Source organism: Kluyvera georgiana ATCC 51603, from assembly GCF_001654985.1.
Classification (GTDB): domain Bacteria; phylum Pseudomonadota; class Gammaproteobacteria; order Enterobacterales; family Enterobacteriaceae; genus Kluyvera; species Kluyvera georgiana.
This window is the reverse complement of sequence record NZ_LXEU01000046.1, coordinates 1-24,218: the sequence shown is the minus strand read 5'-3', so window position 1 is coordinate 24,218 and position 24,218 is coordinate 1. Positions and strand designations below refer to the sequence as shown.

Genomic DNA, 24,218 nt, shown 5'->3' with positions numbered 1-24,218 from the left:
GGGGAACAATTGTTGAAATTGCCTGAAGATTTACGATATTTGGTTTTCTTCGCAGAGTGTGATCGGTAACACCCTTAAGACAAAAATCCCGGGCAAGGCCCGGGATTTCAGCAAGATTGCGAATTATTTTTTCAGTTCAGCCAGAGTCAGCCAGGTCTGAACGACAGTATCCGGGTTCAGCGACAGGCTATCGATCCCTTCCTCCATCAGCCAGGCAGCGAAGTCTTCGTGATCCGACGGCCCCTGGCCGCAGATACCGACATATTTGCCCTGCTTCTTCGCTGCGCGAATCGCCATCGACAACAGCGCTTTCACCGCGTCGTTACGCTCATCAAACAGCGCGGAAACGACGCCAGAGTCACGATCCAGACCCAGCGCCAGCTGCGTCATGTCGTTTGAGCCAATCGAGAAGCCGTCGAAGTGTTCAAGGAACTGCTCCGCCAACAGGGCGTTGGACGGAATCTCACACATCATAATGATCTTCAGCCCGTTTTCACCGCGCTTGAGTCCCTGGCGCGCCAGTTCATCCACCACCGCTTTCGCCTGCTCTACGGTACGGACGAACGGTACCATGATCTCGACGTTGGTCAGCCCCATGTCGTTACGCACGCGTTTCACCGCTTCACACTCAAGGGCAAAGCAATCACGGAAGCTGTCAGAAACATAGCGACCGGCGCCGCGGAAGCCGAGCATCGGGTTCTCTTCCTCCGGTTCATAACGCTCACCGCCTACCAGGTTGGCGTATTCGTTCGACTTAAAGTCAGACAGACGCACAATCACGCGTTTCGGATAGAACGCCGCGCCCAGCGTGGCGATCCCTTCCGTCAGACGGCCAACATAGAACTCTTTCGGCGAATCGAAACCTTTCATCATCTCGCGGATTTCGTTTTGCAGCTTTGGTTCCTGGTCGTCGAACTCGAGCAGTGCGCGCGGGTGCACGCCGATCATACGGTTGATGATGAACTCCAGACGCGCCAGCCCTACGCCTTCGTTTGGCAGACAGGCAAAGTCGAAGGCACGATCGGGGTTACCGACGTTCATCATAATTTTCAGCGGCAGATCCGGCATGGTATCCACGCTTGAGCTTTTCACGCTGAAATCCAGCAGGTCGGCGTAAACGTAGCCGGTGTCGCCTTCGGCGCAGGAAACGGTGACCTTTTCATCATCTTTCATGCGTTCGGTAGCGTCGCCACACCCGACAACTGCCGGGATGCCCAGCTCACGGGCAATAATCGCCGCGTGGCAGGTACGGCCGCCGCGGTTGGTGACAATCGCCGCCGCCTTTTTCATGATCGGTTCCCAATCCGGGTCGGTCATGTCGGTGACCAGGACATCGCCCGGCTGGATACGGTTCATTTCGCTGATGTCATGAATGACTTTAACCGGGCCCGCGCCGATGCGGTGGCCGATAGCGCGCCCTTCAGAGACAATGCGCCCCTGCGAGTGCAGCGTATAACGTTCCATCACCTGCCCGCGCGAGCGTACCGTCTCAGGACGCGCCTGAACGATAAACAGCTTGCCGGTATGACCGTCTTTCGCCCACTCGATGTCCATCGGACGACCGTAGTGTTTTTCAATTTGCACAGCCTGCTTCGCCAACGCCTGCACTTCGTCGTTAGTCAGCGAGAAGATATCGCTTTGCTGCTGCGGCACGTCTTCAATGCGTACCTGTTTGCCATGCTCCTGGGTCGGCGCATAGACCATCCGAATTTTCTTCGAGCCCATGGTACGGCGCACAATCGCCGGGCGACCGGCGGCGAGGGTCGGTTTGTGAACGTAGAACTCATCCGGGTTCACCGCGCCCTGCACCACCATTTCTCCCAGGCCCCACGCGGAGGTAATAAACACCACCTGATCAAAGCCAGATTCGGTATCGATGGAGAACATGACGCCCGATGAAGCGAGATCGGAACGCACCATCAGCTGTACGCCTGCGGAGAGCGCGACGCCGCGGTGGTTATAGCCCTGATGGACGCGATAAGAGATGGCGCGGTCGTTGAACAGTGAAGCGAACACGTGCTTCACGGCGACCAGCACCGCGTCATAGCCCTGGACGTTAAGGAAGGTTTCCTGCTGGCCGGCAAAGGAAGCGTCCGGCATATCTTCTGCCGTCGCGGATGAACGCACGGCAAAGGAGGCATTGGCGTTGTCAGCGGCCAGCTGGTTATACGCTTCGTGAATTGCCTGTTCCAGTTCGCTCTGGAAAGGAGTGTCGATGATCCACTGGCGGATCTGCGCGCCGGCTTTCGCCAGGGCGGTAACGTCGTCAATATCGGTGTTATCCAACAGTTGATAAATCTGCTGGTTTACGCCGCTCTGGTCGAGAAACTGATTAAACGCATCGGCAGTGGTGGCAAATCCGTTGGGCACAGACACACCCATTCCGGACAGATTAGTAATCATTTCACCCAAGGAGGCATTTTTGCCTCCAACTCTGTCTACATCATTCATGCCGAGTTGGTTGTACCAAAGCACCAGCGGTGACGAGCCATTGTTGGACATCGAGACAATCCTTTTTTGATTTAAAGAAGCAGTGATAAGAAACGACTGACTACTTAAAATATCCTCGCATATTTAAACGGCCGAAAAAAACGGTGAATCGTGTAAGCAAATTATTTTTTTACTTTTTAGGATTGATTCCTGTTTATTCATAACCTACTGATTAGCCTGAAAAGGCACAAAAACATCCGGTCTATTGACGTATTTTTGAAATTGAAACAACCATTTCATTAAAAATAAAAATACCGTTTCATTTTTAAATTTAAGACAAATACATCTGGCTTGTGTTTAAATTTAATTTACCCTTTCAGGCAATTAACGGGAGTCAAGCAATATGGATAACGCAGTCGACAGGCAGGTGTTTTATATTTCTGACGGCACCGCGATTACGGCGGAAGTGCTCGGCCACGCGGTCATGTCGCAGTTTCCGGTCGCGATAAACAGCATCACACTGCCGTTTATCGAAAGTGAAAGTCGCGCGCGTGCGGTAAAGGAACAGATCGATGCTATTTACCAGCAGACAGGCGTGCGGCCGCTGGTCTTCTATTCGATTGTAATCCCCGAAATTCGTGACATTATTCTGCAATGTGAAGGATTCTGTCAGGATATTGTGCAGGCGCTGGTCGCGCCGCTGCAGGAAGAACTGAAGCTTGATCCAACGCCTATTGCTCATCGCACCCACGGCTTAACCCCCGGAAATCTGACCAAGTATGATGCGCGTATCGCGGCCATTGATTACACCCTGGCACACGACGATGGCATCTCGCTGCGTAATCTCGACCAGGCGCAGGTGATTCTGCTGGGCGTGTCGCGCTGCGGCAAAACGCCGACCAGCCTGTATCTGGCGATGCAGTTCGGTATTCGTGCAGCCAACTACCCCTTTATTGCTGATGATATGGACAACCTGGTGCTGCCTGCCTCGCTCAAACCGCTGCAGCATAAGCTGTTCGGGCTGACGATCAATCCTGAGCGACTGGCGGCCATTCGTGAAGAGCGGCGGGAAAACAGTCGCTATGCGTCAATGCGCCAGTGCCGGATGGAAGTCGCCGAGGTCGAAGCGCTTTACCGCCGTCATCAGATCCCCTGGCTGAACAGTACCAACTACTCGGTTGAAGAAATTGCCACAAAAATCATGGATATAATGGGATTAAGTCGCAGAATGTACTAATACACTAGTACAATGCAGCAAATTTAGTTATCATAGCTTTGTGATCGAGAGCACATGACCTGCCACGCTTGAATTAAACCCAGATTGGTTTATCGTGATGTGCATCACTTCCCAGCATCTTGACTGGTGAAGCAACAAATTTCTGAGACTTCCATGAATAAGACCGATGAATTGCGTACCGCTCGAATTGAGAGCCTGATTACGCCTGCTGAACTTGCTCAGCGCCACCCCGTATCACCCGACGTTGCGGCCCACGTCACCGCCTCACGCCAGCGCATTGAAAAGATCCTCAACGGCGAAGACCGCCGTCTGCTGGCTATCGTGGGCCCGTGTTCCATTCACGATCTGGACGCCGCGATAGATTATGCTCGCCGCCTCCAGGTGCTGCGTGAAAAGCATCAGGGCGAGCTGGAAATCGTCATGCGTACCTATTTCGAAAAGCCGCGCACCGTGGTGGGCTGGAAAGGGTTAATATCCGATCCCGACCTGAACGGCAGCTATCGCGTTAACCACGGTATCGAACAGGCACGTAAGCTCCTGTTACAGGTCAACACGTTGGGCGTACCGACAGCGACCGAATTCCTCGATATGGTGACCGGCCAGTTTATCGCCGATTTAATCAGTTGGGGCGCCATTGGCGCTCGTACCACGGAAAGCCAGATCCACCGTGAAATGGCTTCTGCGCTCTCCTGCCCGGTGGGTTTTAAAAATGGCACTGACGGCAATACCCGCATTGCGGTCGACGCCATCCGTGCGGCTCGCGCCAGCCACATGTTCCTGTCGCCGGATAAAAACGGTCAAATGACTATCTATCAGACCAGCGGCAACCCGTATGGCCATATCATCATGCGCGGTGGCAAAAAACCGAACTACCATGCCGACGATATCGCCGCGGCCTGCGACACGCTGCATCAGTTTGACCTGCCGGAGCATCTGGTGGTCGACTTTAGCCACGGCAACTGTCAGAAGCAGCATCGCCGTCAGCTGGAAGTGTGTGACGATATCTGCCAGCAAATCCGCAATGGTTCTTCGGCGATTGCCGGTATTATGGCGGAAAGTTTTCTGCGTGAAGGAACGCAAAAGATCGTCGCCGACCAGCCATTGACCTACGGTCAGTCGATTACCGATCCCTGCCTGAGTTGGGAAGATACCGAACTGCTGCTGGAAAAACTGGCAGCCGCAGTGGCCACTCGCCTGTAAGCCTCCCCCGCCCACCGCTCTCCGGTGGGCCATTGACCCTACCCGATATAGTGGTAAATAACGCTTGCGGTTGCCTTATTGAATATTGATAATGTTTCTCATTGTTATATTGATTTTCATTATGAAATTAGCAAATGGATAGCTGCGCAAAACTGGAAACCAAGAAGGATAATACCCCGCACCCGCTTCCCGAGGATCGTCGAGTCGACAGCCAGACGCTGTTAGGCAAGGAAGGTCGTTTAATCATTGAACATGGCGAGCAGCGGTATCTGCTGCGGCAAACCCAGGCGGGAAAGCTAATATTAACGAAGTAGCTGCGCCATCGTCATAGCGCAGCCAGAATGAATTAGCTTGAACAGCTGACTTCCAGTTTCTTACCCCAATCTGGCGGACGTCGACCGTAGTCATCATTCCGATCGCGCCACGGATCGCGCAATGCTTCATGCAGGCGATGGAGTTCCTGATAATCGCCTTTCTCCGCTTGCTCTATCGCCCGTTGCGCCAACCAGTTTCGCAGGACCATCGCCGGATTGGCGACTTTCATTGCCTGCTGACGCGATGCGTCATCCACTTGCTCCTGCTGTAAACGCGCGCGGTACTGGGTAAACCAGGAATCAAAGGCCGTTCGGTCAATAAATTCATCGCGCAGCGGCGACGCGGCGCTGAGCTGCTCCGTTTCGCTGAGCAGCCGGAAAGTGCGCGTATAGTCGCTCCCTTCTCGCTCCATCAGCGCGTACAAGCCGTTAAGCAGGTCGTTGTCGCCCGTTTTTTCACTGAACAGCCCGAGTTTCTGGCGCATTCGCTGCCCGTATTCCCGGAAAAGCACCGCCTGATAGCCTTCCAGTGCGGCGTTCAGCGTATCCACGTCAATCCATGGTGACACCGCCTGCGCCAGACGCTGAAGGTTCCACAGACCGACAGCGGGTTGATTATCAAAACGGTAGCGTCCCTGATGATCCGAGTGATTACAGATAAACTCAGGCTGATAGTCATCAAGGAAACCAAACGGGCCGTAGTCAAGCGTCAGCCCCAGAATCGACATGTTGTCGGTATTCATCACACCATGCGCGAAACCAACGGTTTGCCAGCGGGCAATCATCTGCGCCGTGCGCGCCACAACATCCTGGAACCACAGCGCGTAGCGGTCAACCTCCTGCTGTAAGTGCGGCCAGTGATGACGGATCGTAAAGTCCATCAGCGTACGCACGCTGTCGATATCGCGACGATAGTAAAAATGTTCAAAGTGGCCGAATCGGATATGGCTTTCAGCAATACGCATCAGCATCGCGCCAGACTCTACCGTTTCACGGTACACCGGCGTATCACTGGTCACTATCGCCAGCGCCCGCGTCCCCGGAATGCCAAGATAATGCATGGCTTCAGAAGCCAGGCTTTCACGAAGAGTTGAACGTAATACCGCTCGCCCATCGCCCATTCGTGAATACGGCGTGAGTCCGGCCCCCTTAAGATGCCAGTCGACCGTTTTGCCATTTTCTAACTGCTGTTCGCCCATTAAGATCCCGCGCCCGTCGCCCAGTTGCCCTGCCCAGGCCCCAAACTGATGACCGCTGTAAACCTGCGCTAAAGGCGACATACCGGGCAGCAGCGTTTCACCGCCCCAAACGCCAGCGCCGTATTCAGGCGTGAAAAGTGATTCGGGAATAGCGAGATCTTGCGCCAGCGGCGCGTTGTGCCAGATTAGGCGGGCGTTATGCAGCGGCGTCGGCTGTAGCGCAGTGTAAAATCCTGGCAGCTCATCGCGCCAGCGGGTGTTAAATGACAGGTTCATGGTTCCTCCTGCCCGTAGTGTATTGGGTTACTGTACGTTAAACACCCGGGTAAGCGCAGGGTTATTGTTGCACTAATGTTATTAGGGAGGATTCTGCCACCACCGGCCACAGACTGCCAAGCATTCCGCTAAACCCAAAGGATGCTACGCGCTGGCGAGTTTGCTCGTCATCCACGCCGGAGATCATAATGCCCTGGCAGTAAGGTTGGATCTGCGTCACGATCGCGCGCAGAAACGGTTCAAAAGACGCTGATTTTGACTGGCGCTGGACAAAACTTCTATCCAGTACAATACGGGTGAAAAGCCCGGAGAATACCGCGCGGGTTGAGGCATCGCCGGAACCAAAATCGCTAAGCACTAACGGGAAGTGCTGACACAGGTGGGCCAAAGGATGATTTTCATCTACCTGATTGAGGCCGGGATAGCTTTCACTGACGGCCAACTCCAGAAACGGAAAACGCTGAGCGCTGGCGGCGAGCTCGTCGTCGGTAAGCAGCGCCGTAACAAGACCCGGCGGTGCAGTAATCCACGCTTTGAGGTTGTGCTGGCGAAAGAACAGCTGGCAGTTATTCAACAGCGCCAGTTTTTCCTGAAATAAAGTGATTTCTTGTTGTGGCGCCAGGCGCGGCAGCACCAAACTCGTGGGGATACGTATGTGGTTATCGCGACCGGTAAATTGGCTGACGACTTTCAGGCCGACAAGATGCCCGTCGCTATTTCTGGCGGGAAGGAAAAACAATTGAGAACAATACGTATTATCCAGCGATACAATCATTGCGACTGCCCTTCACTAAAAGTCATGTCCGGGTTCCTGACGTCACAAAGCAAAAAACCTACGGTAATGAATGCTGCTGTTATTCCTTTCATCGGTTCCTTTTTATTTTATGGTCCGTCACTGGATCGTAATGATTGTAATCGAAAGTAATGGATTAACACAATCAACCTTAAGTTCTATGATCTCGCCTAACAAAATCAGAATAATGTTGGCTATTTATTTAAAACCTTGTCGTCTACAAAAAGAAAAGGAGGCGAAATGCCTCCTTTTCTTTTCGATTAAATTCGCCTGGCCTGCCAGAAATTTTTCCGCCAGTAGACATTATCGAGCGAAGATCTCGTCACCCCCTGGCTGGTGGAGGCATGAATAAACTGGTTGTCGGTATCATAAATCCCCACGTGCAGCCCGCTCTCGCCTGCGCCGGTTTTAAAGAATACCAGGTCTCCAGGCAGTAGATCATCTTTATCTATTTCGGTGCCAATCTTCGCCTGTTGACGCGTTTCACGAGGAAGTTGCATTTCGAATTTATCGCGGAAGGTCATGAGCACAAAAGCGGAACAGTCTACGCCGCGGCGGTTCATTCCACCATAGCGATAAGGCGTACCGTGCCAGTTTTGCAACTGATCGTTTAGGCTGGCGATAACGGTAATTGAATCCGAAAGCCGGGGATTGGGCGGCGGCGCACGATGGCTACTGCACCCTGCTAAAACGAAAGCCACGAGAAAAAGAGTCCAGAAACGCATATCCAGCGAATCCTCAGTTTTTTTATTCAGCCAATAAATTATATCTATTGCGGTTTGGCTGGCAAGCAATCACCGCCATTTCAAGCAGAGTTGGATTAATTTTCGCCGACGTCGTCATAAATGAGCATTTGATGGCCAGCAATATCCAGCCGCTGAAAGCGCATATTATAAGCAGCAGACAAATGCTCTGGCTGCATAACACGCTCGGTCTCACCGCTGGCGATCAAACGCCCCTGGCACAATAGCCAGACTCGCCCGGCATGGCGTAACGTATAGTTCAGATCGTGACTACTCATCACAATAGCAACGCCCGCCGCTCTCAGTTCTGCCAACAGCTTATCCAGCGCGGCTTGTTGAGCGACATCAAGACTGTTCATCGGCTCATCAAGCAACAGAAGCTGGCCATCAGGATTATCGGCAGGATGAATTTGCAGAATAACGGCCGCCAACCGAACACGCTGCCATTCACCGCCGGAGAGCTGACTAACGTTACGCCCCAGCTTATTACTCAGGTCTAACGCCCTGGCCACGTGAACGGCGAGCGCCGATTGCGGCTCGCCTTGTTGATGCAGCATCAGATATTGCCAGACCGGCATGGCAAAGGGTGGCGTCTGGTGCTGAGAAAGATACGCGCGATGACGTGCCAGCGCATGCGCTGGCCATTCATCCAACGGCTGGGCATTCAGCGTAATGACGCCCTTACCGCCAGTCAGGCCGGCCATTCTGGCCAGCAGCGTGCTCTTACCGGCCCCGTTTGGCCCGACAAGGTGAATAATCTCCCCTGGCTCCACTCTGGCGCTAAACGCCTGAAGGCGGACTCCCTCACCGACATGCTGAAGCTGCATCAGTGGCATCATGGCTGGGCAAGAGCCTGCTTGATGGCCGCGGTCAGGATCGGATCATCCGGCGTCATATCCGGAGAGAAACGGTTGATGATTTGGCCGTCACGGCCAATCAGGAACTTTTCGAAATTCCACAGAATATCACCTGGATGCGCAGGCGCGCGTCCTTTGCTGGCCATACGTTCATAAAAGCCGCTACCTTCCGGCGCTACCGCTTTCGGCGCAAGGCGGGTCAACAGGCTATACAACGGGTGACGCGTATCACCGTTCACGTCGATTTTGCTGAACAGCGGGAACGTGACGCCGTAGGTCGTACTGCAGAACGTTTTAATCTCTTCTTCGCTCCCCGGCTCCTGGCCCAGGAACTGATTACACGGGAAGCCCAGAACCGTGAAACCTTCGTTCTGCAAAGACGTTTGTAATGCTTCCAGCTGCTCATATTGCGGCGTGAGGCCACATTTAGACGCGACATTGACAATCAGCAGGACTTTGCCTTTGTAGCCTTCCAGCGTGGTTTTTTCACCGTCGATGGTCGTCACGGGTGTGTTCAGAATGGTGGTTTGCATAGCATCCTCTTTTCAGCGTGTTTGGGTCTTATCGCCCGGTCTTTAATAATAGCCAGATACGCTGGCACGACACCAAAGCTTTTTAATCAGGACGTTGCGTTAGTAACGTCCTGATTTGAGTAACAACCAGATAAACACCGGTGCTCCGAGCGTCGCGGTCACTACGCCAATCGGCAGCTCAGCGGCCGACAGCGCCAACCGCGCAATAATATCGGCAAACAGTAACGTGCTCGCCCCCGCCAGCGCGCAGGCCGGCAGCAGCACGCGATGGTCAGTCAGGCCACACAGGCGCAGCATATGCGGCACCACCAGCCCAATAAAGCCGATAGCCCCTGCCAGCGCCACGCTGACGCCCACCAGCCAGCCGGTGACCATCACCAGCAGCTTACGCCAGAACGCGATGGGAACGCCCAGTTGACGAGCGGAGGTCTCCCCCAGCGCCAGCAGATTCAACGGCTGAGATTGCGCACAGAGCCAGACAATGACCGGCACCAGCGCCAGCATCAACCAGATCTGCTGCCAGTCGACGCCGCCAAATCCGCCCATCATCCAGTACATCAGTTGACGAAGATCGAACGACGTCGAAAAATAGACCGCCCACGTCATCAACGCGCTACAGATAATGCCCAGCGCAACGCCTGCCAGCAGCAGGCGGCTGGTAGAGAGATGGCGTCGCGCAAAGCGCATCAGGATGCCGGTTATCACCAGTGCGCCAGCAATGGCGGCCAGCCCTGGCACCCAGCCCGGCAGGTTTCCCTGACTCAGCATAATCACCGCAATGAGCCCGACACCCGCGCCGTTAGAAACGCCAAGCAGCCCCGGCTCGGCGAGCGGGTTTTCAAATAACGCCTGCATTACCGCCCCCGACAACGCCAACGCCGCGCCAACCAGCAGCACCGCAACGGTACGCGGCAGGCGAATCTGCCAGATAAACAGCTGCCCTTTCGCCGTGAACCATTCGCCGGGCGGGATCCATTGGTCGCCCGCGCACAGGCTAATCACCAGCATCGCCAATAGGGCCAGAGACAATCCGGCAAGCCAGCGACGATGACGCCGCTGCTGTTGATGTACATAAACCTGCATAGTTATCCGTCGCCCGTGGAGAAGCGTTTGATTTTACGGTGACAACGCCGCGCAGAAAAGAAAAAGGCCGCATCAGCGGCCTTTTTAGTTAGATCAGAATTACTCTTCTTTGGGTGTTGCGTTTTCGACCCGGCTTTTTAACTTCTGTCCTGGTCTGAAGGTCACCACACGCCGGGCTGTAATGGGAATATCTTCACCCGTTTTTGGGTTACGCCCCGGGCGTTGATTTTTGTCACGCAGATCAAAGTTGCCAAAACCGGACAGCTTAACCTGCTCACCGTTTTCCAGAGCACGACGGATCTCTTCAAAAAACAGTTCCACCAGTTCTTTGGCATCCCGCTTGCTAAGCCCAAGCTTATCAAACAGATATTCTGACATTTCAGCTTTTGTAAGCGCCATAGGTTCAATCCCTCAATGATGCCTGGAATCGCTCTTTTAATGCCTCTACGCATTTGGCAACGGTAGCGGCAATCTCCTCTTCTTCGAGTGTACGGCTGGTATCTTGTAAAATCAGGCTGATAGCAAGGCTCTTATAGCCTTCCGCAACACCCTTACCACGGTACACGTCAAATAAGTTTACGCCAACTACCTGATTTACGCCAACTTTCTTACACTCGTTTAAAATATCCGCTGCTGGCACACTTTCAGCGACCACAACGGCGATGTCACGGCGGTTTGCCGGGAAGCGAGAAACGTCGCGCGCCTGAGGAACCACGCGGTCTGCGAGCTTGTTCCACTCCAGCTCGAACGCCAGCGTACGACCGTTCAGATCCAGTTTACGTTCCAGTTCCGGGTGGATTACGCCAATGAAACCAATGCGTTCTCCACGCAGATAAATCGCCGCAGACTGGCCCGGATGCAGCGCCGGGTTGGCTTCAGCCTTGAATTGAATTTCAGATAATTTACCGGTCAGATCGAGAACGGATTCCAGATCGCCCTTCAAATCATAGAAATCAACGGTCTCTTTTGCCAGATTCCAATGCTCATCGTAGCGGTTACCGCAGATAACGCCACCCAGCATCACGTCCTGACGGATACCCAGAGGAGCCTGAGTGTCCGGTACGAAGCGCAGGCCGGTCTCGAAGATACGCACACGGTTCTGCTGGCGGTTCTGGTTGTACACCACCGTCGACAGCAGGCCGGTCAGCAGAGACAGACGCATAGCGGACATTTCGCTGGAAATTGGGCTTGGCAGAATCAGCGCTTCCTCACCCGGGTGAACCAACTGCTGAACTTTCGGGTCCACGAAGCTGTAGGTGATCACTTCCTGATAGCCTTTATCGTTCAGCATGGTTTTCACACGCTTAAGCGACAGATTGGCTTCTTTATGGCTGCCCATCACCAGACCTGCCTGTACCGGCTCGTTCGGGATGCTGTTATAGCCATAAACGCGCGCCACTTCTTCCACCAGGTCTTCTTCGATTTCCATATCGAAACGCCAGGTTGGCGCAACCGCCTGCCATTGGTTGTCACCGACAGTCACTTCACAGCCCAGGCGCGTCAGAATATCGGTCACCTGCTCATCGGCAATGTGATGACCAATCAGGCGATCCAGCTTGCTACGACGCAGCGTAATCGTCGCACGCTTCGGCAGCGCAGCTTCCTGGGTCACATCGATGATTGGGCCCGCTTCACCGCCGCACAGTTCAATCAGCAGCGCGGTAGCACGCTCGATTGCTTTGTACTGCAGTGCCGGATCAACGCCGCGCTCGTAGCGGTGAGAAGCATCGGTGTGCAGACCATGACGGCGCGCGCGGCCGGTGATGGACAGCGGGCTGAAGAAAGCCGATTCCAGCAGCACGTTCTGGGTTTCGTCGTTCACGCCAGAGTGCTCGCCGCCAAAGATACCGGCCATCGCCAGCGCTTTATGATGGTCGGCAATGACCAGGGTATCTGCACTGAGTTTGGCTTCAGAACCGTCCAGCAGAACCAGGGTCTCGCCCTCTTTTGCCATACGCACTTTGATACCGCCTTCGATGCGATCTTTATCGAACGCATGCATTGGCTGACCCAGTTCCAGCAGGACGTAGTTGGTGACGTCAACGACCGCATCAATGGAACGAATACCGCAGCGACGCAGTTTCTCTTTCATCCACAGCGGAGTTGGCGCTTTAACGTTAATCCCCTTCACCACGCGGCCTAAATAGCGCGGACAGGCATCGGCGGCTTCAACTTCGATTGGCAGCACGTCTGCAATCGTCGCCGCTACTGGCGTGATTTCTGGCGCATTCAGCGGCAGTTTGTTCAGTACCGCAACATCACGAGCCACGCCGATGATGCCTAAGCAGTCGGCACGGTTTGGCGTCACGCTGATCTCGATGGTGTTATCGTCCAGCTGCAGATATTCACGGATATCGGTCCCCAACGGCGCATCGGCCGGCAGTTCGATAATGCCGCTATGGTCGTCGGAAATACCCAGCTCGGAGAAAGAGCACAGCATACCTTCAGACGGTTCGCCACGCAGTTTTGCCGCCTTAATTTTGAAATCACCCGGCAGCACAGCGCCGATGGTCGCCACGGCCACTTTCAGGCCCTGACGGCAGTTCGGCGCGCCACAGACGATATCCAGCAGACGCTCACCGCCCACGTTTACTTTCGTCACGCGCAGTTTGTCGGCGTTCGGATGCTGACCACATTCGACGACTTCACCGACCACTACGCCGTTGAAGCTGCCGGCAACGGCTTCTACACCGTCGACTTCCAGACCTGCCATGGTGATTTGCCCCGACAGCGCTTCGCTGTCGATAGCCGGGTTAACCCATTCGCGTAACCACAGTTCACTGAATTTCATTATGTTGTCCTGCCCTTATTTAAACTGTTTGAGGAAACGCAGATCGTTTTCGAAAAACGCACGTAAATCGGTGACACCGTAACGCAGCATGGTCAGACGCTCCATACCCATACCGAAGGCGAAGCCGGAATACACTTCCGGATCGATGCCTACGTTACGCAGAACGTTCGGGTGTACCATCCCGCAACCCAGTACTTCCAGCCATTTACCGTTTTTACCCATCACGTCAACTTCAGCAGACGGTTCGGTGAACGGGAAGTAGGACGGGCGGAAACGAATTTGCAGGTCTTCCTCAAAGAAGTTGCGCAGGAAATCGTGCAACGTCCCTTTCAGGTTGGTAAAGCTGATGTTTTTATCAACAATCAGGCCTTCCATCTGATGGAACATTGGGGTGTGCGTCTGATCGTAGTCGTTACGATACACACGACCCGGCGCGATGATACGGATTGGCGGCTGCTGCTCCTTCATGGTACGAATCTGTACGCCTGAAGTTTGGGTGCGCAGCAGACGGGTTGCATCGAACCAGAAAGTGTCGTGGTCAGCACGTGCCGGGTGGTGCGTCGGAATATTCAGCGCATCGAAGTTATGGTAGTCATCTTCGATTTCCGGGCCCGTTGCAACGGTAAAGCCGAGCTCACCGAAGAAACTTTCAATACGGTCAATGGTGCGCGTTACCGGGTGTAAGCCCCCGTTTTCAATACGACGCCCCGGCAGGGAGATATCAATGGTCTCTGCGGCCAGACGAGCGTTCAGCGCAGCGTTTTCTAAATCGGCTTTACGCGCGTTCAGTGCCTGCTGTACCTGCTCTTTCGCTTCGTTGATGACCGCACCGGCAGCCGGACGCTCTTCTGGCGGCAGGTCACGCAGTGTGGTCATCTGAAGGGTCAGATGCCCTTTCTTACCCAGATATTCGACGCGGACATTGTCTAACGCGGCAACATCTGAAGCCTGGTTAATGGCTGCCTTGGCACTGGCAACCAGCTCTGCGAGATGTGACATGGTTTTCCTCATTATGTCGGTGCAGACACCGGTTTGGTGGACTTAATCTCGAATTCAGATACAAAAAAAGCCTCCAGATGGAGGCTTATTGGCGCTGATTTTTCGTTTCTTCTTTCACGCGCAAGCCTCCTGAGTTCAGGTGCTAAAGTAAAAGAAGAAGCGGAAAATAGCAGCATTCATGCTTGCGTTACCTTGTGTGGTAAGGATCGTAACGCCTTTATTGAAAGGGCTACGGGAATAAATGTCAACGTTTTGATGCGATTAAAACGAAAAGAGGGAGACTAGCTCCCTCTTTCAACTGGCTTATGCCAGTGCTGCTTTCGCTTTTTCGACCAGAGCGGTGAACGCTACTTTGTCGAATACTGCGATGTCAGCCAGGATCTTACGGTCGATTTCAACAGAGGCTTTTTTCAGGCCGTTGATGAATTTGCTGTAAGAAATACCGTTCTGACGTGCTGCCGCATTGATACGTGCAATCCACAGTTGACGGAACTGACGCTTACGCTGACGACGGTCACGGTAAGCGTACTGACCAGCCTTGATAACAGCCTGGAAGGCAACGCGGTATACGCGAGAACGCGCACCGTAGTAGCCTTTAGCTTGTTTCAGAATTTTTTTGTGACGTGCACGAGCAATTACACCACGTTTTACGCGAGCCATGTGAGCTCTCCTGTATCTATATTCTTAGTAAAAAATTAAACGTTAACGGCTTATGCGTACGGCAGGCACGCGATAACCAGACCCAGATCGCCTTTAGAAACAAGGCCTTTTGGACGCAGGTGACGTTTACGTTTAGTAGATTTTTTGGTCAGAATATGACGCAGGTTTGCGTGCTTACGCTTAAATCCACCACCACCGGTTTTTTTGAAGCGCTTAGCAGCACCGCGTACGGTCTTAATTTTTGGCATCTTAATAACTTCCACTTCGCATTGTTAATAAACGAAACGTAGGCGAACAACATCAGTGAAGCCCGAAGGCTTCACGAACGTTGTTACTTGAAGGCCTTACTGTTTCTTCTTAGGAGCGAGCACCATGATCATCTGGCGGCCTTCGATCTTCGTAGGGAAGGATTCGACTACTGCCAGTTCACTCAGATCGTCACGGACGCGATTAAGCACTTCCATACCGATCTGCTGGTGGGCCATCTCACGACCGCGGAAACGCAGTGTGATCTTGGCCTTATCGCCATCTTCGAGAAAGCGAACCAGGCTGCGGAGTTTTACCTGGTAATCACCATCATCGGTCCCAGGACGGAATTTAATTTCCTTAACCTGGATAACTTTTTGCTTTTTCTTCTGTTCCTTAGAAGACTTACTTTTTTCATAAAGGAACTTGCCGTAGTCCATGATACGACAAACTGGCGGTTCGGCGTTAGGGCTGATTTCAACTAAATCTACTCCAGCTTCTTCAGCCTTTTCGATTGCTTCTCTCAGACTCACAATACCCAGTTGCTCACCTTCCAGACCAGTTAAGCGAACTTCCTGGGCGCGAATCTCGCCATTGATACGATTCGGACGTGCCGTTTGAACTCGTTTTCCGCCTTTAATACCTTATTCCTCCAGTTGTTGAAGACTGCGGCTGCGAATCTCTTGTTGCAGCTTCTCGATAACTTCATTTACGTCCAGACTGCCCAAGTCTTTGCCACGACGGGTACGCACGGCAACTTTGCCGGCTTCAACCTCTTTGTCGCCACAGACCAACATGTAAGGGACACGACGTAAAGTGTGCTCGCGGATTTTAAAGCCAATCTTCTCATTTCTCAAGTCCGCTTTTACGCGAATGCCTGCATTTTGTAGTTTACGGGTCAATTCGTTAACGTATTCAGACTGAGAATCGGTAATATTCATCACCACGACCTGCACCGGAGCAAGCCATGTTGGGAAGAAGCCAGCGAACTCTTCGGTCAGGATGCCAATGAAGCGCTCCAGCGACCCCAGAATTGCGCGGTGAATCATCACCGGTACCTGACGTTCGTTGTTTTCGCCAACATAAGAGGCGCTCAGACGAGCCGGCAGGGAGAAGTCTAACTGTACAGTACCGCACTGCCATGCACGATCGAGGCAGTCATACAGGGTAAACTCAATTTTCGGACCGTAGAATGCGCCTTCACCCAGCTGATATTCAAACGGGATGTTGTTTTCTTCCAGCGCAACCGCCAGATCCGCTTCCGCACGATCCCACATTTCATCGCTACCGATACGTTTTTCCGGACGCGTTGAAAGTTTGACCACGATTTTTTCAAAACCGAAAGTGCTGTACATATCATAGACTAAACGAATGCACGCGTTCACTTCATCACGCACCTGCTCTTCCGTACAGAAGATATGGGCGTCATCCTGAGTGAAGCCGCGCACGCGCATTAAGCCATGCAGCGCGCCTGACGGTTCATTACGATGGCAGCTACCGAACTCCGCCATACGCAGCGGCAGATCGCGGTAGGATTTCAGACCCTGGTTAAAGATCTGAACGTGGCCAGGGCAGTTCATCGGCTTGATGCAGTATTCACGGTTCTCTGAAGAAGTGGTGAACATCGCATCTTTATAGTTGTCCCAGTGGCCGGTTTTTTCCCACAGCACACGGTCCATCATGAACGGGCCTTTCACTTCCTGATACTGGTACTCTTTCAGCTTGGAGCGTACAAAAGTTTCCAGTTCGCGGAAGATAGTCCAGCCGTCGTTATGCCAGAAGACCATACCCGGCGCTTCTTCCTGCATATGATACAGGTCGAGCTGCTTACCGATTTTACGGTGATCGCGCTTCGCCGCTTCTTCCAGACGTTGCAGGTAGGCATTGAGGGCTTTTTTGTCCGTCCACGCCGTACCGTAGATACGCTGCAGCATCTTGTTGTTGCTGTCGCCGCGCCAGTAGGCGCCTGCGGTTTTCATCAGCTTGAAGTAGTGACAGAATCGCATATTCGGCACGTGCGGACCGCGGCACATGTCGACGTATTCTTCATGATGATACAAACCAGGCTTGTCATCATGCGCAATATTTTCATCAAGGATGGAAACTTTGTATGTTTCACCACGCTTCACGAACGTTTCGCGGGCTTCATGCCAGCTTACCTTCTTCTTGATGACGTCATAGTTTTTCTCGGCGAGCTCATGCATACGTTTTTCGAGCGCGTCGATGTCTTCCTGGGTCAGCGTATGGTCAAGATCGACGTCGTAGTAGAAACCGTTGTCGATAACCGGGCCGATCGCCATTTTGGTGTTTGGCCACAGCTGTTTAATCGCGTGACCAAGCAGGTGAGCGCAGGAGTGACGAATGATTTCCAGACCGTCTTCATCTTTAGCAGTGATGAGAGACAGTGTTGCATCGTTTTCAATGATATCGGATGCATCAACCAGTTCGCCGTTCACGCGCCCAGCGATGGTGGCTTTTGCCAGACCAGGGCCGATGTCCAGAGCGACATCCATCGGGCTTACGGCGTGGTCATAATGGCGTTGGCTGCCATCAGGAAGAGTAATTACAGGCATTTCATGTCCTTATTTGCAGTGGTGCCCCACACGAAAGAGCACATACAAAACTATATGATTAAATTTATCAACACGTTATGGATTGATTTCCGCTTCACTCTGCGAAAAATGAGGAACCTGAACTGCGTATCGGGTTCCGCCTGGATCCGCCTGTTGATAACACCGTGGGTTAGTTTACACATCATCAGGACGTGATAAAAGCCGCAATTGCCCTACGCCACGCGCGTTGCTATGTTTGTCGACAATTCTGGTACACTACGCGAAACACAGCATATATAAGGGAGTGACCCCATGCCGACACATCGATTCGCGAAAAAACACTGGAAAATGGTGCTGGTATTAATCGCTATCTGTGGTGCCATGCTGCTACTCAGATGGGCTGCGATGATATGGGGATAATAAAAAGATAAACAACCGTGACGGGAAACTCTGGTTAAAGATCATTTATATACAAAAAATGCCTTTAACTTTTATTTATTAACAATACGTGCGGTAAAAATACCTGAACTGACGTTTTAAATACAAATACTGAATTTTCTTATTTTAACAAATATCAATAGCAGCAAGAAAAACCGGTACGACTCTACCCGGTTTTCTCTGCCGGTATTAATAATTAATAAGAAATCAAATTATTACAGCACAGAATAGTTAGTACCACTCACCTGCAACCAGGGTGTGAACATTGAATGCGTCATCCATAGAACGACCGGTATTCTGTGAGCCCGGAGCAATGTTAGAGCCTGCTTCAACGTCATAAGCGCTGGAGATACCAACGTGCTGAACGGTGGCGACTTTAGTAGAACTGGCTGGCTGCGTGGCAGGTTCGGCAGCAAATACACCGAAAGAGAGTGCTGACAGCACAATAGCTACAGATGCGATTTTGATATTTTTCATAATGTTTATTCTCTAACTGGATTAAGACTTTTGAACTCAGAGGCATCATTTCGCCCTTGAATACAAGTGTAGATCCAGATCACACTTTTGCCTAGTCAAAATATTTAGCTATTCGTGTCAAATTTATTGAATATTATGTCAGAAACGCCAAATGTGGAGATATTATGGAGAGCGGGTATTTTTAATTAAATAAAACAGCGGTCAGATTTAATAATAACACATTTCGATAAATTAAAAATACAGGCCGGCATTTCACCGGCCTGCAAATCATTACATTGTATAACCCAGCGTCAGCGATGTGCGTCGATCGGTGTGATTCGGTGCCGTTTCCGGTGGCTCAGAGTTCCAGGTGACGTTGTAGGCCACCTTCAGACCAAAGTGCTCATTGATTGCAACATTGAGCGCGGTCTCTGAGTTGACGGTCGTATCATCGGCTCCCAGAACAGACACACCCTGAGTAAATTTGGTGGTGTCGGTCATCTGCCAGGCATAGGCCGCAGAAGCATAGCCCAGCGGCTGCGTTTCCGAGTTACCATCGGTGTATTCGTCGTAACGAACGCCTGGACCAAATTCAAAACGGAAGCTGTGGATCGGCCCGTTCAGGAACTGACGCCCGTAACCTGCGGTAAAGACATCACGTTCATGATAGCCATTATAGCGGTCTGTTAACCAGCTAGCCTGACCAAACAGGTAGTCTTCATGCGTCATGTTATAGCGACTACGGCCGCCGACAGAATATTTTTCTGAGGAACGTTCATCATTAGCCGAGGTATTGCTGGCATTGCCCCACAGGGACCATGCCGTCGTTTCTCCGTACCAGGTCAGCGTTGAATCAGCGGTTGCTGACGAGCTTTTGGTATTGCCGGATTGTGCGAGGTAGCCCGCATTCACGTTACCTTCAAACGGTTTTTTAGCGCTGGTTGGGTCATCCATGACAGTAAAAACGGTATCACTGGCGGTTGCATACGCAGACGCAAACACGCCCCCCAGCAGCACAACCGCTGCCGGTACTGTCTTCAAAAGCTTCATTTATTATGAGTCCGTACAACAAAAAAGGAGACGATTTCGTCCCGGAAACTTTCGCGAGGATCAACGACGGGGTGGTCCATAGAAAGGCAACAAATTATAAAAAGGCACGAATAACATAGCAATCCTATTCGTCTTTCATTTTTTGAATAAGAGCCGTCTTAAAGAGAATTTTCTTTCATAATGAAAGTCAGCCTAAATTACTCTTTTCTATAAAAATCATACTGTTGTTCCTTTCATTATCATCAGGCAAGTGCCAGGCTATACCCAGTTGTATTCAGAGTGGTTTATTGGCTCATAAAGGGAGGTTATTGATATGGTTAAAATTTACACGTTGACGCTCGCCCCCTCACTCGACAGCGCCACCCAAACGCCACAAATTTACCCGGAGGGAAAACTGCGCTGTAGCGCCCCGGTCTTTGAGCCGGGTGGCGGTGGAATCAACGTCGCACGCGCCATCACGTATCTGGGCGGCAACGCCACCGCCCTCTTCCCGGCTGGCGGAGCCACCGGAGAGCATCTGGTTGCGCTACTGCAAAGCGAACATGTGCCCGTCAAGAGTGTCGCATCCCGCGAATGGACGCGACAGAACCTCCATGTCCACGTCGACGCCAGCGGCGAGCAGTATCGCTTTGTCATGCCAGGTGCCACGCTGCATGGTGATGAACTGCAAGCGCTACAAGAGAGCGTATTGCGAACAGATTCAGGCTCTTTATTGGTCATAAGCGGGAGTCTACCGCCCGGCGTCTCCCTCGCGCAGTTTGTCACCCTCATCAAAGCGGCTCAGCAGCATGGGTTACGCTGCATCATCGACAGCTCCGGCGAAGCCCTGGCGGCAGCGCTGACAATTGGCAACATTGAGTTGGTCAAACCCAATCAGAAAGAGCTGAGCGCGCTCGTCCAGCGAGACCTTAACCAACCGGATGACGTTCGTAACGCCGCGCAGGAGATCGTACGCAGCGGAAAAGCCCGCCGCGTGGTGGTATCTTTAGGTGCGCAAGGGGCGCTAGCCGTTGACGCGCATTCATGCGTGCAGGTTGTCCCGCCGCCGATCAAAAGCCAAAGTACCGTTGGCGCTGGTGACAGCATGGTAGGCGCTATGACGCTGAAACTTGCGGAAGGGGCAAGCCTTGAAGAGATGGTGCGCTACGGTGTCGCTGCAGGCAGCGCGGCCACCATCAATCAAGGTACCCGACTCTGCTCACGCGAAAATACGCAGAAAATTTACGCTTACCTGCAACAGCACTGAATGTGCAGGAAAACGGACCTGCGGAGCATGCCGCAGGTCGCTAAATCGCCGTAATCGACTATGCTAACCAAACTCCATTGTTAACAATGGGGTGCATTTGAAGCTGAGTCATCATACGTCTGTAGCAGAGGGAGTACGGTCCTGTCTCTGCGTTCTGCATTCTTTTTACCCGTTGTGCGGGATAGCTCGAATTTTTACCCTGCAGTAATGCGCTAACCTTATGATACGGCAGAAAACATGGGGAGAGACATCATGTGGCAAGCGATCAGTAGCCTGTTAGGCGAGCAACTTGGAAGTGGCGAAATCGATCTGCGTACTGAACTGCCCGGCGGAGAAATTCATGCCGCATGGCATATACGCTATGCGGGACGAGATTTTTTCGTGAAGTGTGATGAACGTGAATTATTGCCCATTTTTACCGCGGAGGCCGATCAGCTCGAGCTGCTCTCCCGCAGTAAAACCGTGACCGTCCCGGAAGTGTTCGTCGTGGGTTCAGACCGCGACTACAGTTTTCTGGTGATGGAGTATCTGCCCCCTCGCCCGCTGGACGCGCATAACGCCTTCCTGCTCGGTCAACAACTCGCTCACCTCCATCAGTGGAGCGACCAGCCGCAGTTTGGCCTCGATTTTGACAACGATCTCTCTACCACTCCACAGCCCAACGCCTGGCAGCGTCGTTGGTCGACCTTTTTTGCCGAGCAGAGAATTGGTTGGCAGTTAGAGTTGGCCGCAGAGAAAGGTATGAAGTTTGGCGATATCGACGCGATTGTCGATCATGTCCAACAGCGCTTGAGTTCGCATCAACCGCAGCCTTCGCTGCTCCATGGTGACCTCTGGTCAAACAACTGTGCGCTGGGTCCAGACGGACCGTACATTTTTGATCCGGCCTGCTATTGGGGCGATCGCGAGTGTGACCTGGCGATGCTGCCGCTGCATCCCGACCAACCGCCGCAAATATACGACGGCTATCAGTCGATTTCACCGCTGCCCGCCGGGTTTCTCGAGCGCCAGCCGATATATCAGCTCTATACGTTGATTAACCGGGCGATTCTCTTTGGCGGACAGCATCTGGTGATTGCGCAAAAAGCAATGGATAAGGTTCTTGCCGCATAATGACAAAGCCCCCTTTCGGGGGCTTTTACTTAGTTCATCTGGACGCCTTTCAGGCGGAACTCAATATTCATAATCAGCCCCGTCCCCGGCTTGCCGGATTCGTAACGCCATTTCCGCATTGCCGTTTTAACATCGCGCTCAAACATATTGGATGGCTGCGCTGAGAGGATTTGCACATTCTCCACGCGGCCATCGGCGGTCACGTCAAATTTCACGCGCACTTTACCTTCAATTCGCAGCGCCTGAGCGCGCGACGGATAACCCGGCTGTGGACGATTCAACGCACGTGGTCCGGTTGGCGCACTCACCGACGGTGCGCTCGCTCCCGGCATATTGTTAGCGACCGAACGCGCCGGCGGCGCATCACGGTTAACCGTTGACAGAGGGCGCGATTCAACCGGCTTCACTTCCGGCTTCGGCTGCTCAATTTTTTTCACCGGCTTCGGTTTTGGCTTCGGCTTCGGTTTTGGTTTGTGAATAACGACCGGCGCCTGCGCCACCTCTGGAACCGGCTCCGGTTCTGGCTCAGGTTCCGGCTCAACAACAGGCTGCGGCTGAACGACAGCCTGAGGCGGTTCGAGATCGGCAGGTGCAACCATCGTAACGGTGATCGGCTGCGCAGGAGCGGGCAATTCAATAACCTGATGTACCGAGGTATAAAGCAGACCGGCCACGACGGCACCATGGATGCCAACAGAGAGCAACGTCGGCCACGGAAACCGGCGGGGTAAATCAAGGGTCATTGCAGTCATAGTCGTTACAGTTGAAAAATGAGAACTCGATTTTAAATGCAAATAGCAATCATATTCAATAAGACATCTTATCTTCGGTCAACTTTATCCCGCAGTTGGCCAAAAAACCCGCGACTCTTCACGTCTTTTTACGCGTAAAAAACTTTGCATTGCAGTCGCTGACGCTTTGCCTTACCGTAATTCGCAAACTATTTAAACAGGAGTTCCGCCCGTGCTTTACGTCATTTATGCTCAGGATATTGCCGACTCTCTTGAAAAACGTCTTTCGGTCCGCCCCGCTCATCTGGCTCGTTTGCAGCTGCTACATGATGAAGGCCGTCTGCTAACCGCCGGGCCAATGCCCGCCGTCGACAGTAACGATCCCGGTGCCGCAGGTTTTAGTGGTTCAACGGTCATTGCAGAATTTGAATCGCTGGAAGCCGCCCAGTCCTGGGCGCAGGACGATCCCTATGTCGCGGCTGGCGTGTACCAGCAGGTTTCGGTAAAACCGTATAAAAAGGTTTTCTAGCTCAAATAAAAACACTGTAAATTCAATAGACTATGGTTTTAATATAAAGAAAATCAAAATATAAGGGCGCAATGAAGTACACAATGTTTGTGCCCTTGTAATTTTTAGCTCGCATTAACTACCTGCCGGAAATTTCTTGTACAGTGTCGAAACGCCAGCATCGAAAATGATTGCTACCTGCTTTCTGTCCATTCCGCCTTCTATCAGTCTCCCCATCTGCGCCCACTCATCCTGGCTGAACTTTGGCCGTCGACCACCAACCCTACCCTCTGCACGTGCAGCTGCTAAACCAGCCCTGGTACGTTCAACGATCAGTTCTCTTTCCATCTCGGCCAGTGCACCCATGACGTGAAAGAAAAATCTACCCATCGGCGTACTGGTGTCGATACTGTCCGTCAGGCTGCGAAAGTTAATCCCGCGCTCCCGTAGCTCCTCTACCAGCACCACCAGGTGCCGCATACTGCGACCGAGGCGGTCAAGCTTCCAGACAACCAGCGTGTCGCCCTCGCCTAACGTCTTGAGCACCCGCTTAAGCCCCGGTCTGTCCGAGGTTCTTCCACTGATCTTATCCTCGAAAATCAGTTCACATCCTGCGCACTCAAGCGCATTTCGTTGTAATGCGGTGTTCTGGTCATTTGTTGACACTCTGACATAGCCAATTAACACGAATTTCCCTCCCGCAAAAAGCCGGGATCATGCCATCCGAATGGAAATTATGCATTTTCTTAAAGGTTGGTTTGGG

The 24,218-nt window shown here is 52.6% G+C and carries 26 protein-coding genes and 1 other annotated feature; of the genes, 7 read left to right on the top strand and 19 right to left on the bottom strand.

The window, feature by feature from the left end; genetic code table 11:
* Window positions 1-123: 123 nt before the first annotated feature.
* Window positions 124-2,502 carry a phosphoenolpyruvate synthase gene (gene ppsA, locus M989_RS10905; protein ID WP_064545135.1) on the bottom strand — a complete coding sequence of 793 codons (2,379 nt, stop codon included), beginning with the start codon at window positions 2,500-2,502 and terminating at the stop codon, window positions 124-126.
* A gap of 331 nt (window positions 2,503-2,833) precedes the next feature.
* On the opposite strand from ppsA, the gene ppsR reads away from it, so the two are divergent.
* From ppsR to hemP, 3 genes are all read left to right on the top strand, one after another.
* Window positions 2,834-3,667, top strand: coding sequence for a posphoenolpyruvate synthetase regulatory kinase/phosphorylase PpsR (gene ppsR / locus M989_RS10900; RefSeq protein WP_035896136.1), 834 nt, complete (start codon window positions 2,834-2,836; stop codon window positions 3,665-3,667).
* A 153-nt stretch (window positions 3,668-3,820) separates the two neighbouring features.
* Complete coding sequence (aroH, locus tag M989_RS10895) at window positions 3,821-4,867, top strand: 3-deoxy-7-phosphoheptulonate synthase AroH (protein ID WP_064545133.1); 1,047 nt, start codon at window positions 3,821-3,823, stop codon at window positions 4,865-4,867.
* Window positions 4,868-5,001: 134 nt separating this feature from the next.
* A complete protein-coding gene (gene hemP / locus M989_RS10890) occupies window positions 5,002-5,181 on the top strand; it encodes a hemin uptake protein HemP (protein ID WP_064545131.1) in 180 nt (59 codons plus the stop codon).
* A gap of 32 nt (window positions 5,182-5,213) precedes the next feature.
* Here hemP and selO read toward each other — a convergent pair whose 3' ends face one another.
* The 14 genes from selO to thrS form a co-directional block, all read right to left on the bottom strand.
* Entirely contained in the window at window positions 5,214-6,656 is a 1,443-nt protein-coding gene (selO, locus tag M989_RS10885) for a protein adenylyltransferase SelO (protein ID WP_064545129.1), read from the bottom strand.
* 61 nt (window positions 6,657-6,717) lie between these two features.
* On the bottom strand, window positions 6,718-7,431 hold the full coding sequence (locus tag M989_RS10880) for an EAL domain-containing protein (protein ID WP_064545127.1): 714 nt from the start codon (window positions 7,429-7,431) through the stop codon (window positions 6,718-6,720).
* Between the two features lie 278 nt (window positions 7,432-7,709).
* Window positions 7,710-8,174 carry a C40 family peptidase gene (locus M989_RS10875; protein ID WP_064545307.1) on the bottom strand — a complete coding sequence of 155 codons (465 nt, stop codon included), beginning with the start codon at window positions 8,172-8,174 and terminating at the stop codon, window positions 7,710-7,712.
* Window positions 8,175-8,269: 95 nt separating this feature from the next.
* Window positions 8,270-9,031 carry a vitamin B12 ABC transporter ATP-binding protein BtuD gene (gene btuD / locus M989_RS10870; RefSeq protein ID WP_064545126.1) on the bottom strand — a complete coding sequence of 254 codons (762 nt, stop codon included), beginning with the start codon at window positions 9,029-9,031 and terminating at the stop codon, window positions 8,270-8,272.
* Window positions 9,028-9,582, bottom strand: a complete 555-nt coding sequence (locus tag M989_RS10865; protein ID WP_064545124.1) for a glutathione peroxidase — start codon at window positions 9,580-9,582, stop codon at window positions 9,028-9,030. The genes btuD and M989_RS10865 overlap by 4 nt, the downstream gene beginning before the upstream one ends.
* A 99-nt stretch (window positions 9,583-9,681) precedes the next feature.
* Entirely contained in the window at window positions 9,682-10,665 is a 984-nt protein-coding gene (btuC, locus tag M989_RS10860; protein WP_064545122.1) for a vitamin B12 ABC transporter permease BtuC, read from the bottom strand.
* 99 nt (window positions 10,666-10,764) lie between these two features.
* Window positions 10,765-11,064 carry an integration host factor subunit alpha gene (gene ihfA / locus M989_RS10855; protein WP_003030571.1) on the bottom strand — a complete coding sequence of 100 codons (300 nt, stop codon included), beginning with the start codon at window positions 11,062-11,064 and terminating at the stop codon, window positions 10,765-10,767.
* A gap of 4 nt (window positions 11,065-11,068) precedes the next feature.
* Entirely contained in the window at window positions 11,069-13,456 is a 2,388-nt protein-coding gene (gene pheT, locus M989_RS10850; RefSeq protein ID WP_064545120.1) for a phenylalanine--tRNA ligase subunit beta, read from the bottom strand.
* 15 nt (window positions 13,457-13,471) lie between these two features.
* The gene (gene pheS, locus M989_RS10845) at window positions 13,472-14,455 is read right to left on the bottom strand and encodes a phenylalanine--tRNA ligase subunit alpha (RefSeq protein WP_064545118.1); all 984 of its coding nucleotides are present in this window, start codon (window positions 14,453-14,455) and stop codon (window positions 13,472-13,474) included.
* Window positions 14,456-14,515: 60 nt separating this feature from the next.
* Window positions 14,516-14,640 (bottom strand) — a sequence feature (Phe leader region).
* Window positions 14,591-14,635, bottom strand: coding sequence for a pheST operon leader peptide PheM (pheM, locus tag M989_RS25530; protein WP_001386830.1), 45 nt, complete (start codon window positions 14,633-14,635; stop codon window positions 14,591-14,593). (Overlaps the previous feature by 45 nt.)
* A 118-nt stretch (window positions 14,641-14,758) precedes the next feature.
* The gene (gene rplT, locus M989_RS10840) at window positions 14,759-15,115 is read right to left on the bottom strand and encodes a 50S ribosomal protein L20 (protein ID WP_000124850.1); all 357 of its coding nucleotides are present in this window, start codon (window positions 15,113-15,115) and stop codon (window positions 14,759-14,761) included.
* Between the two features lie 50 nt (window positions 15,116-15,165).
* Complete coding sequence (rpmI, locus tag M989_RS10835) at window positions 15,166-15,363, bottom strand: 50S ribosomal protein L35 (protein ID WP_003030583.1); 198 nt, start codon at window positions 15,361-15,363, stop codon at window positions 15,166-15,168.
* Between the two features lie 96 nt (window positions 15,364-15,459).
* Entirely contained in the window at window positions 15,460-16,002 is a 543-nt protein-coding gene (gene infC, locus M989_RS10830) for a translation initiation factor IF-3 (protein ID WP_071845866.1), read from the bottom strand.
* Window positions 16,003-16,005: 3 nt separating this feature from the next.
* Complete coding sequence (gene thrS, locus M989_RS10825; protein WP_064545116.1) at window positions 16,006-17,934, bottom strand: threonine--tRNA ligase; 1,929 nt, start codon at window positions 17,932-17,934, stop codon at window positions 16,006-16,008.
* Between the two features lie 291 nt (window positions 17,935-18,225).
* Here thrS and yniD point away from each other — a divergent pair, with 291 nt between their 5' ends.
* Window positions 18,226-18,333 (top strand): small membrane protein YniD, encoded by a 108-nt coding sequence (gene yniD, locus M989_RS25525; protein WP_100249959.1) that lies wholly within the window; start codon window positions 18,226-18,228, stop codon window positions 18,331-18,333.
* Between the two features lie 249 nt (window positions 18,334-18,582).
* Here yniD and M989_RS10815 read toward each other — a convergent pair whose 3' ends face one another.
* Window positions 18,583-18,828 (bottom strand): YdgH/BhsA/McbA family protein, encoded by a 246-nt coding sequence (locus M989_RS10815; protein WP_064545112.1) that lies wholly within the window; start codon window positions 18,826-18,828, stop codon window positions 18,583-18,585.
* Window positions 18,829-19,098: 270 nt separating this feature from the next.
* A complete protein-coding gene (locus M989_RS10810; protein ID WP_064545110.1) occupies window positions 19,099-19,857 on the bottom strand; it encodes a DUF481 domain-containing protein in 759 nt (252 codons plus the stop codon).
* Between the two features lie 313 nt (window positions 19,858-20,170).
* Between M989_RS10810 and pfkB the strand changes: the two genes are divergently transcribed.
* Both pfkB and M989_RS10800 read left to right on the top strand, forming a co-directional pair.
* Entirely contained in the window at window positions 20,171-21,103 is a 933-nt protein-coding gene (pfkB, locus tag M989_RS10805; RefSeq protein ID WP_064545108.1) for a 6-phosphofructokinase II, read from the top strand.
* Between the two features lie 252 nt (window positions 21,104-21,355).
* A complete protein-coding gene (locus tag M989_RS10800) occupies window positions 21,356-22,216 on the top strand; it encodes a fructosamine kinase family protein (protein WP_064545106.1) in 861 nt (286 codons plus the stop codon).
* A gap of 29 nt (window positions 22,217-22,245) precedes the next feature.
* Here the strand turns inward: M989_RS10800 and tonB are convergent, their stop codons facing one another.
* Complete coding sequence (gene tonB, locus M989_RS10795) at window positions 22,246-22,959, bottom strand: TonB system transport protein TonB (RefSeq protein ID WP_064545305.1); 714 nt, start codon at window positions 22,957-22,959, stop codon at window positions 22,246-22,248.
* Between the two features lie 220 nt (window positions 22,960-23,179).
* Between tonB and M989_RS10790 the strand changes: the two genes are divergently transcribed.
* Window positions 23,180-23,476 (top strand): YciI family protein, encoded by a 297-nt coding sequence (locus tag M989_RS10790; RefSeq protein ID WP_064545104.1) that lies wholly within the window; start codon window positions 23,180-23,182, stop codon window positions 23,474-23,476.
* A gap of 114 nt (window positions 23,477-23,590) precedes the next feature.
* On the opposite strand, the gene M989_RS10785 is transcribed toward M989_RS10790, so the two are convergent.
* The gene (locus M989_RS10785) at window positions 23,591-24,142 is read right to left on the bottom strand and encodes a recombinase family protein (protein ID WP_064545102.1); all 552 of its coding nucleotides are present in this window, start codon (window positions 24,140-24,142) and stop codon (window positions 23,591-23,593) included.
* Between the last annotated feature and the right edge of the window lie 76 nt (window positions 24,143-24,218).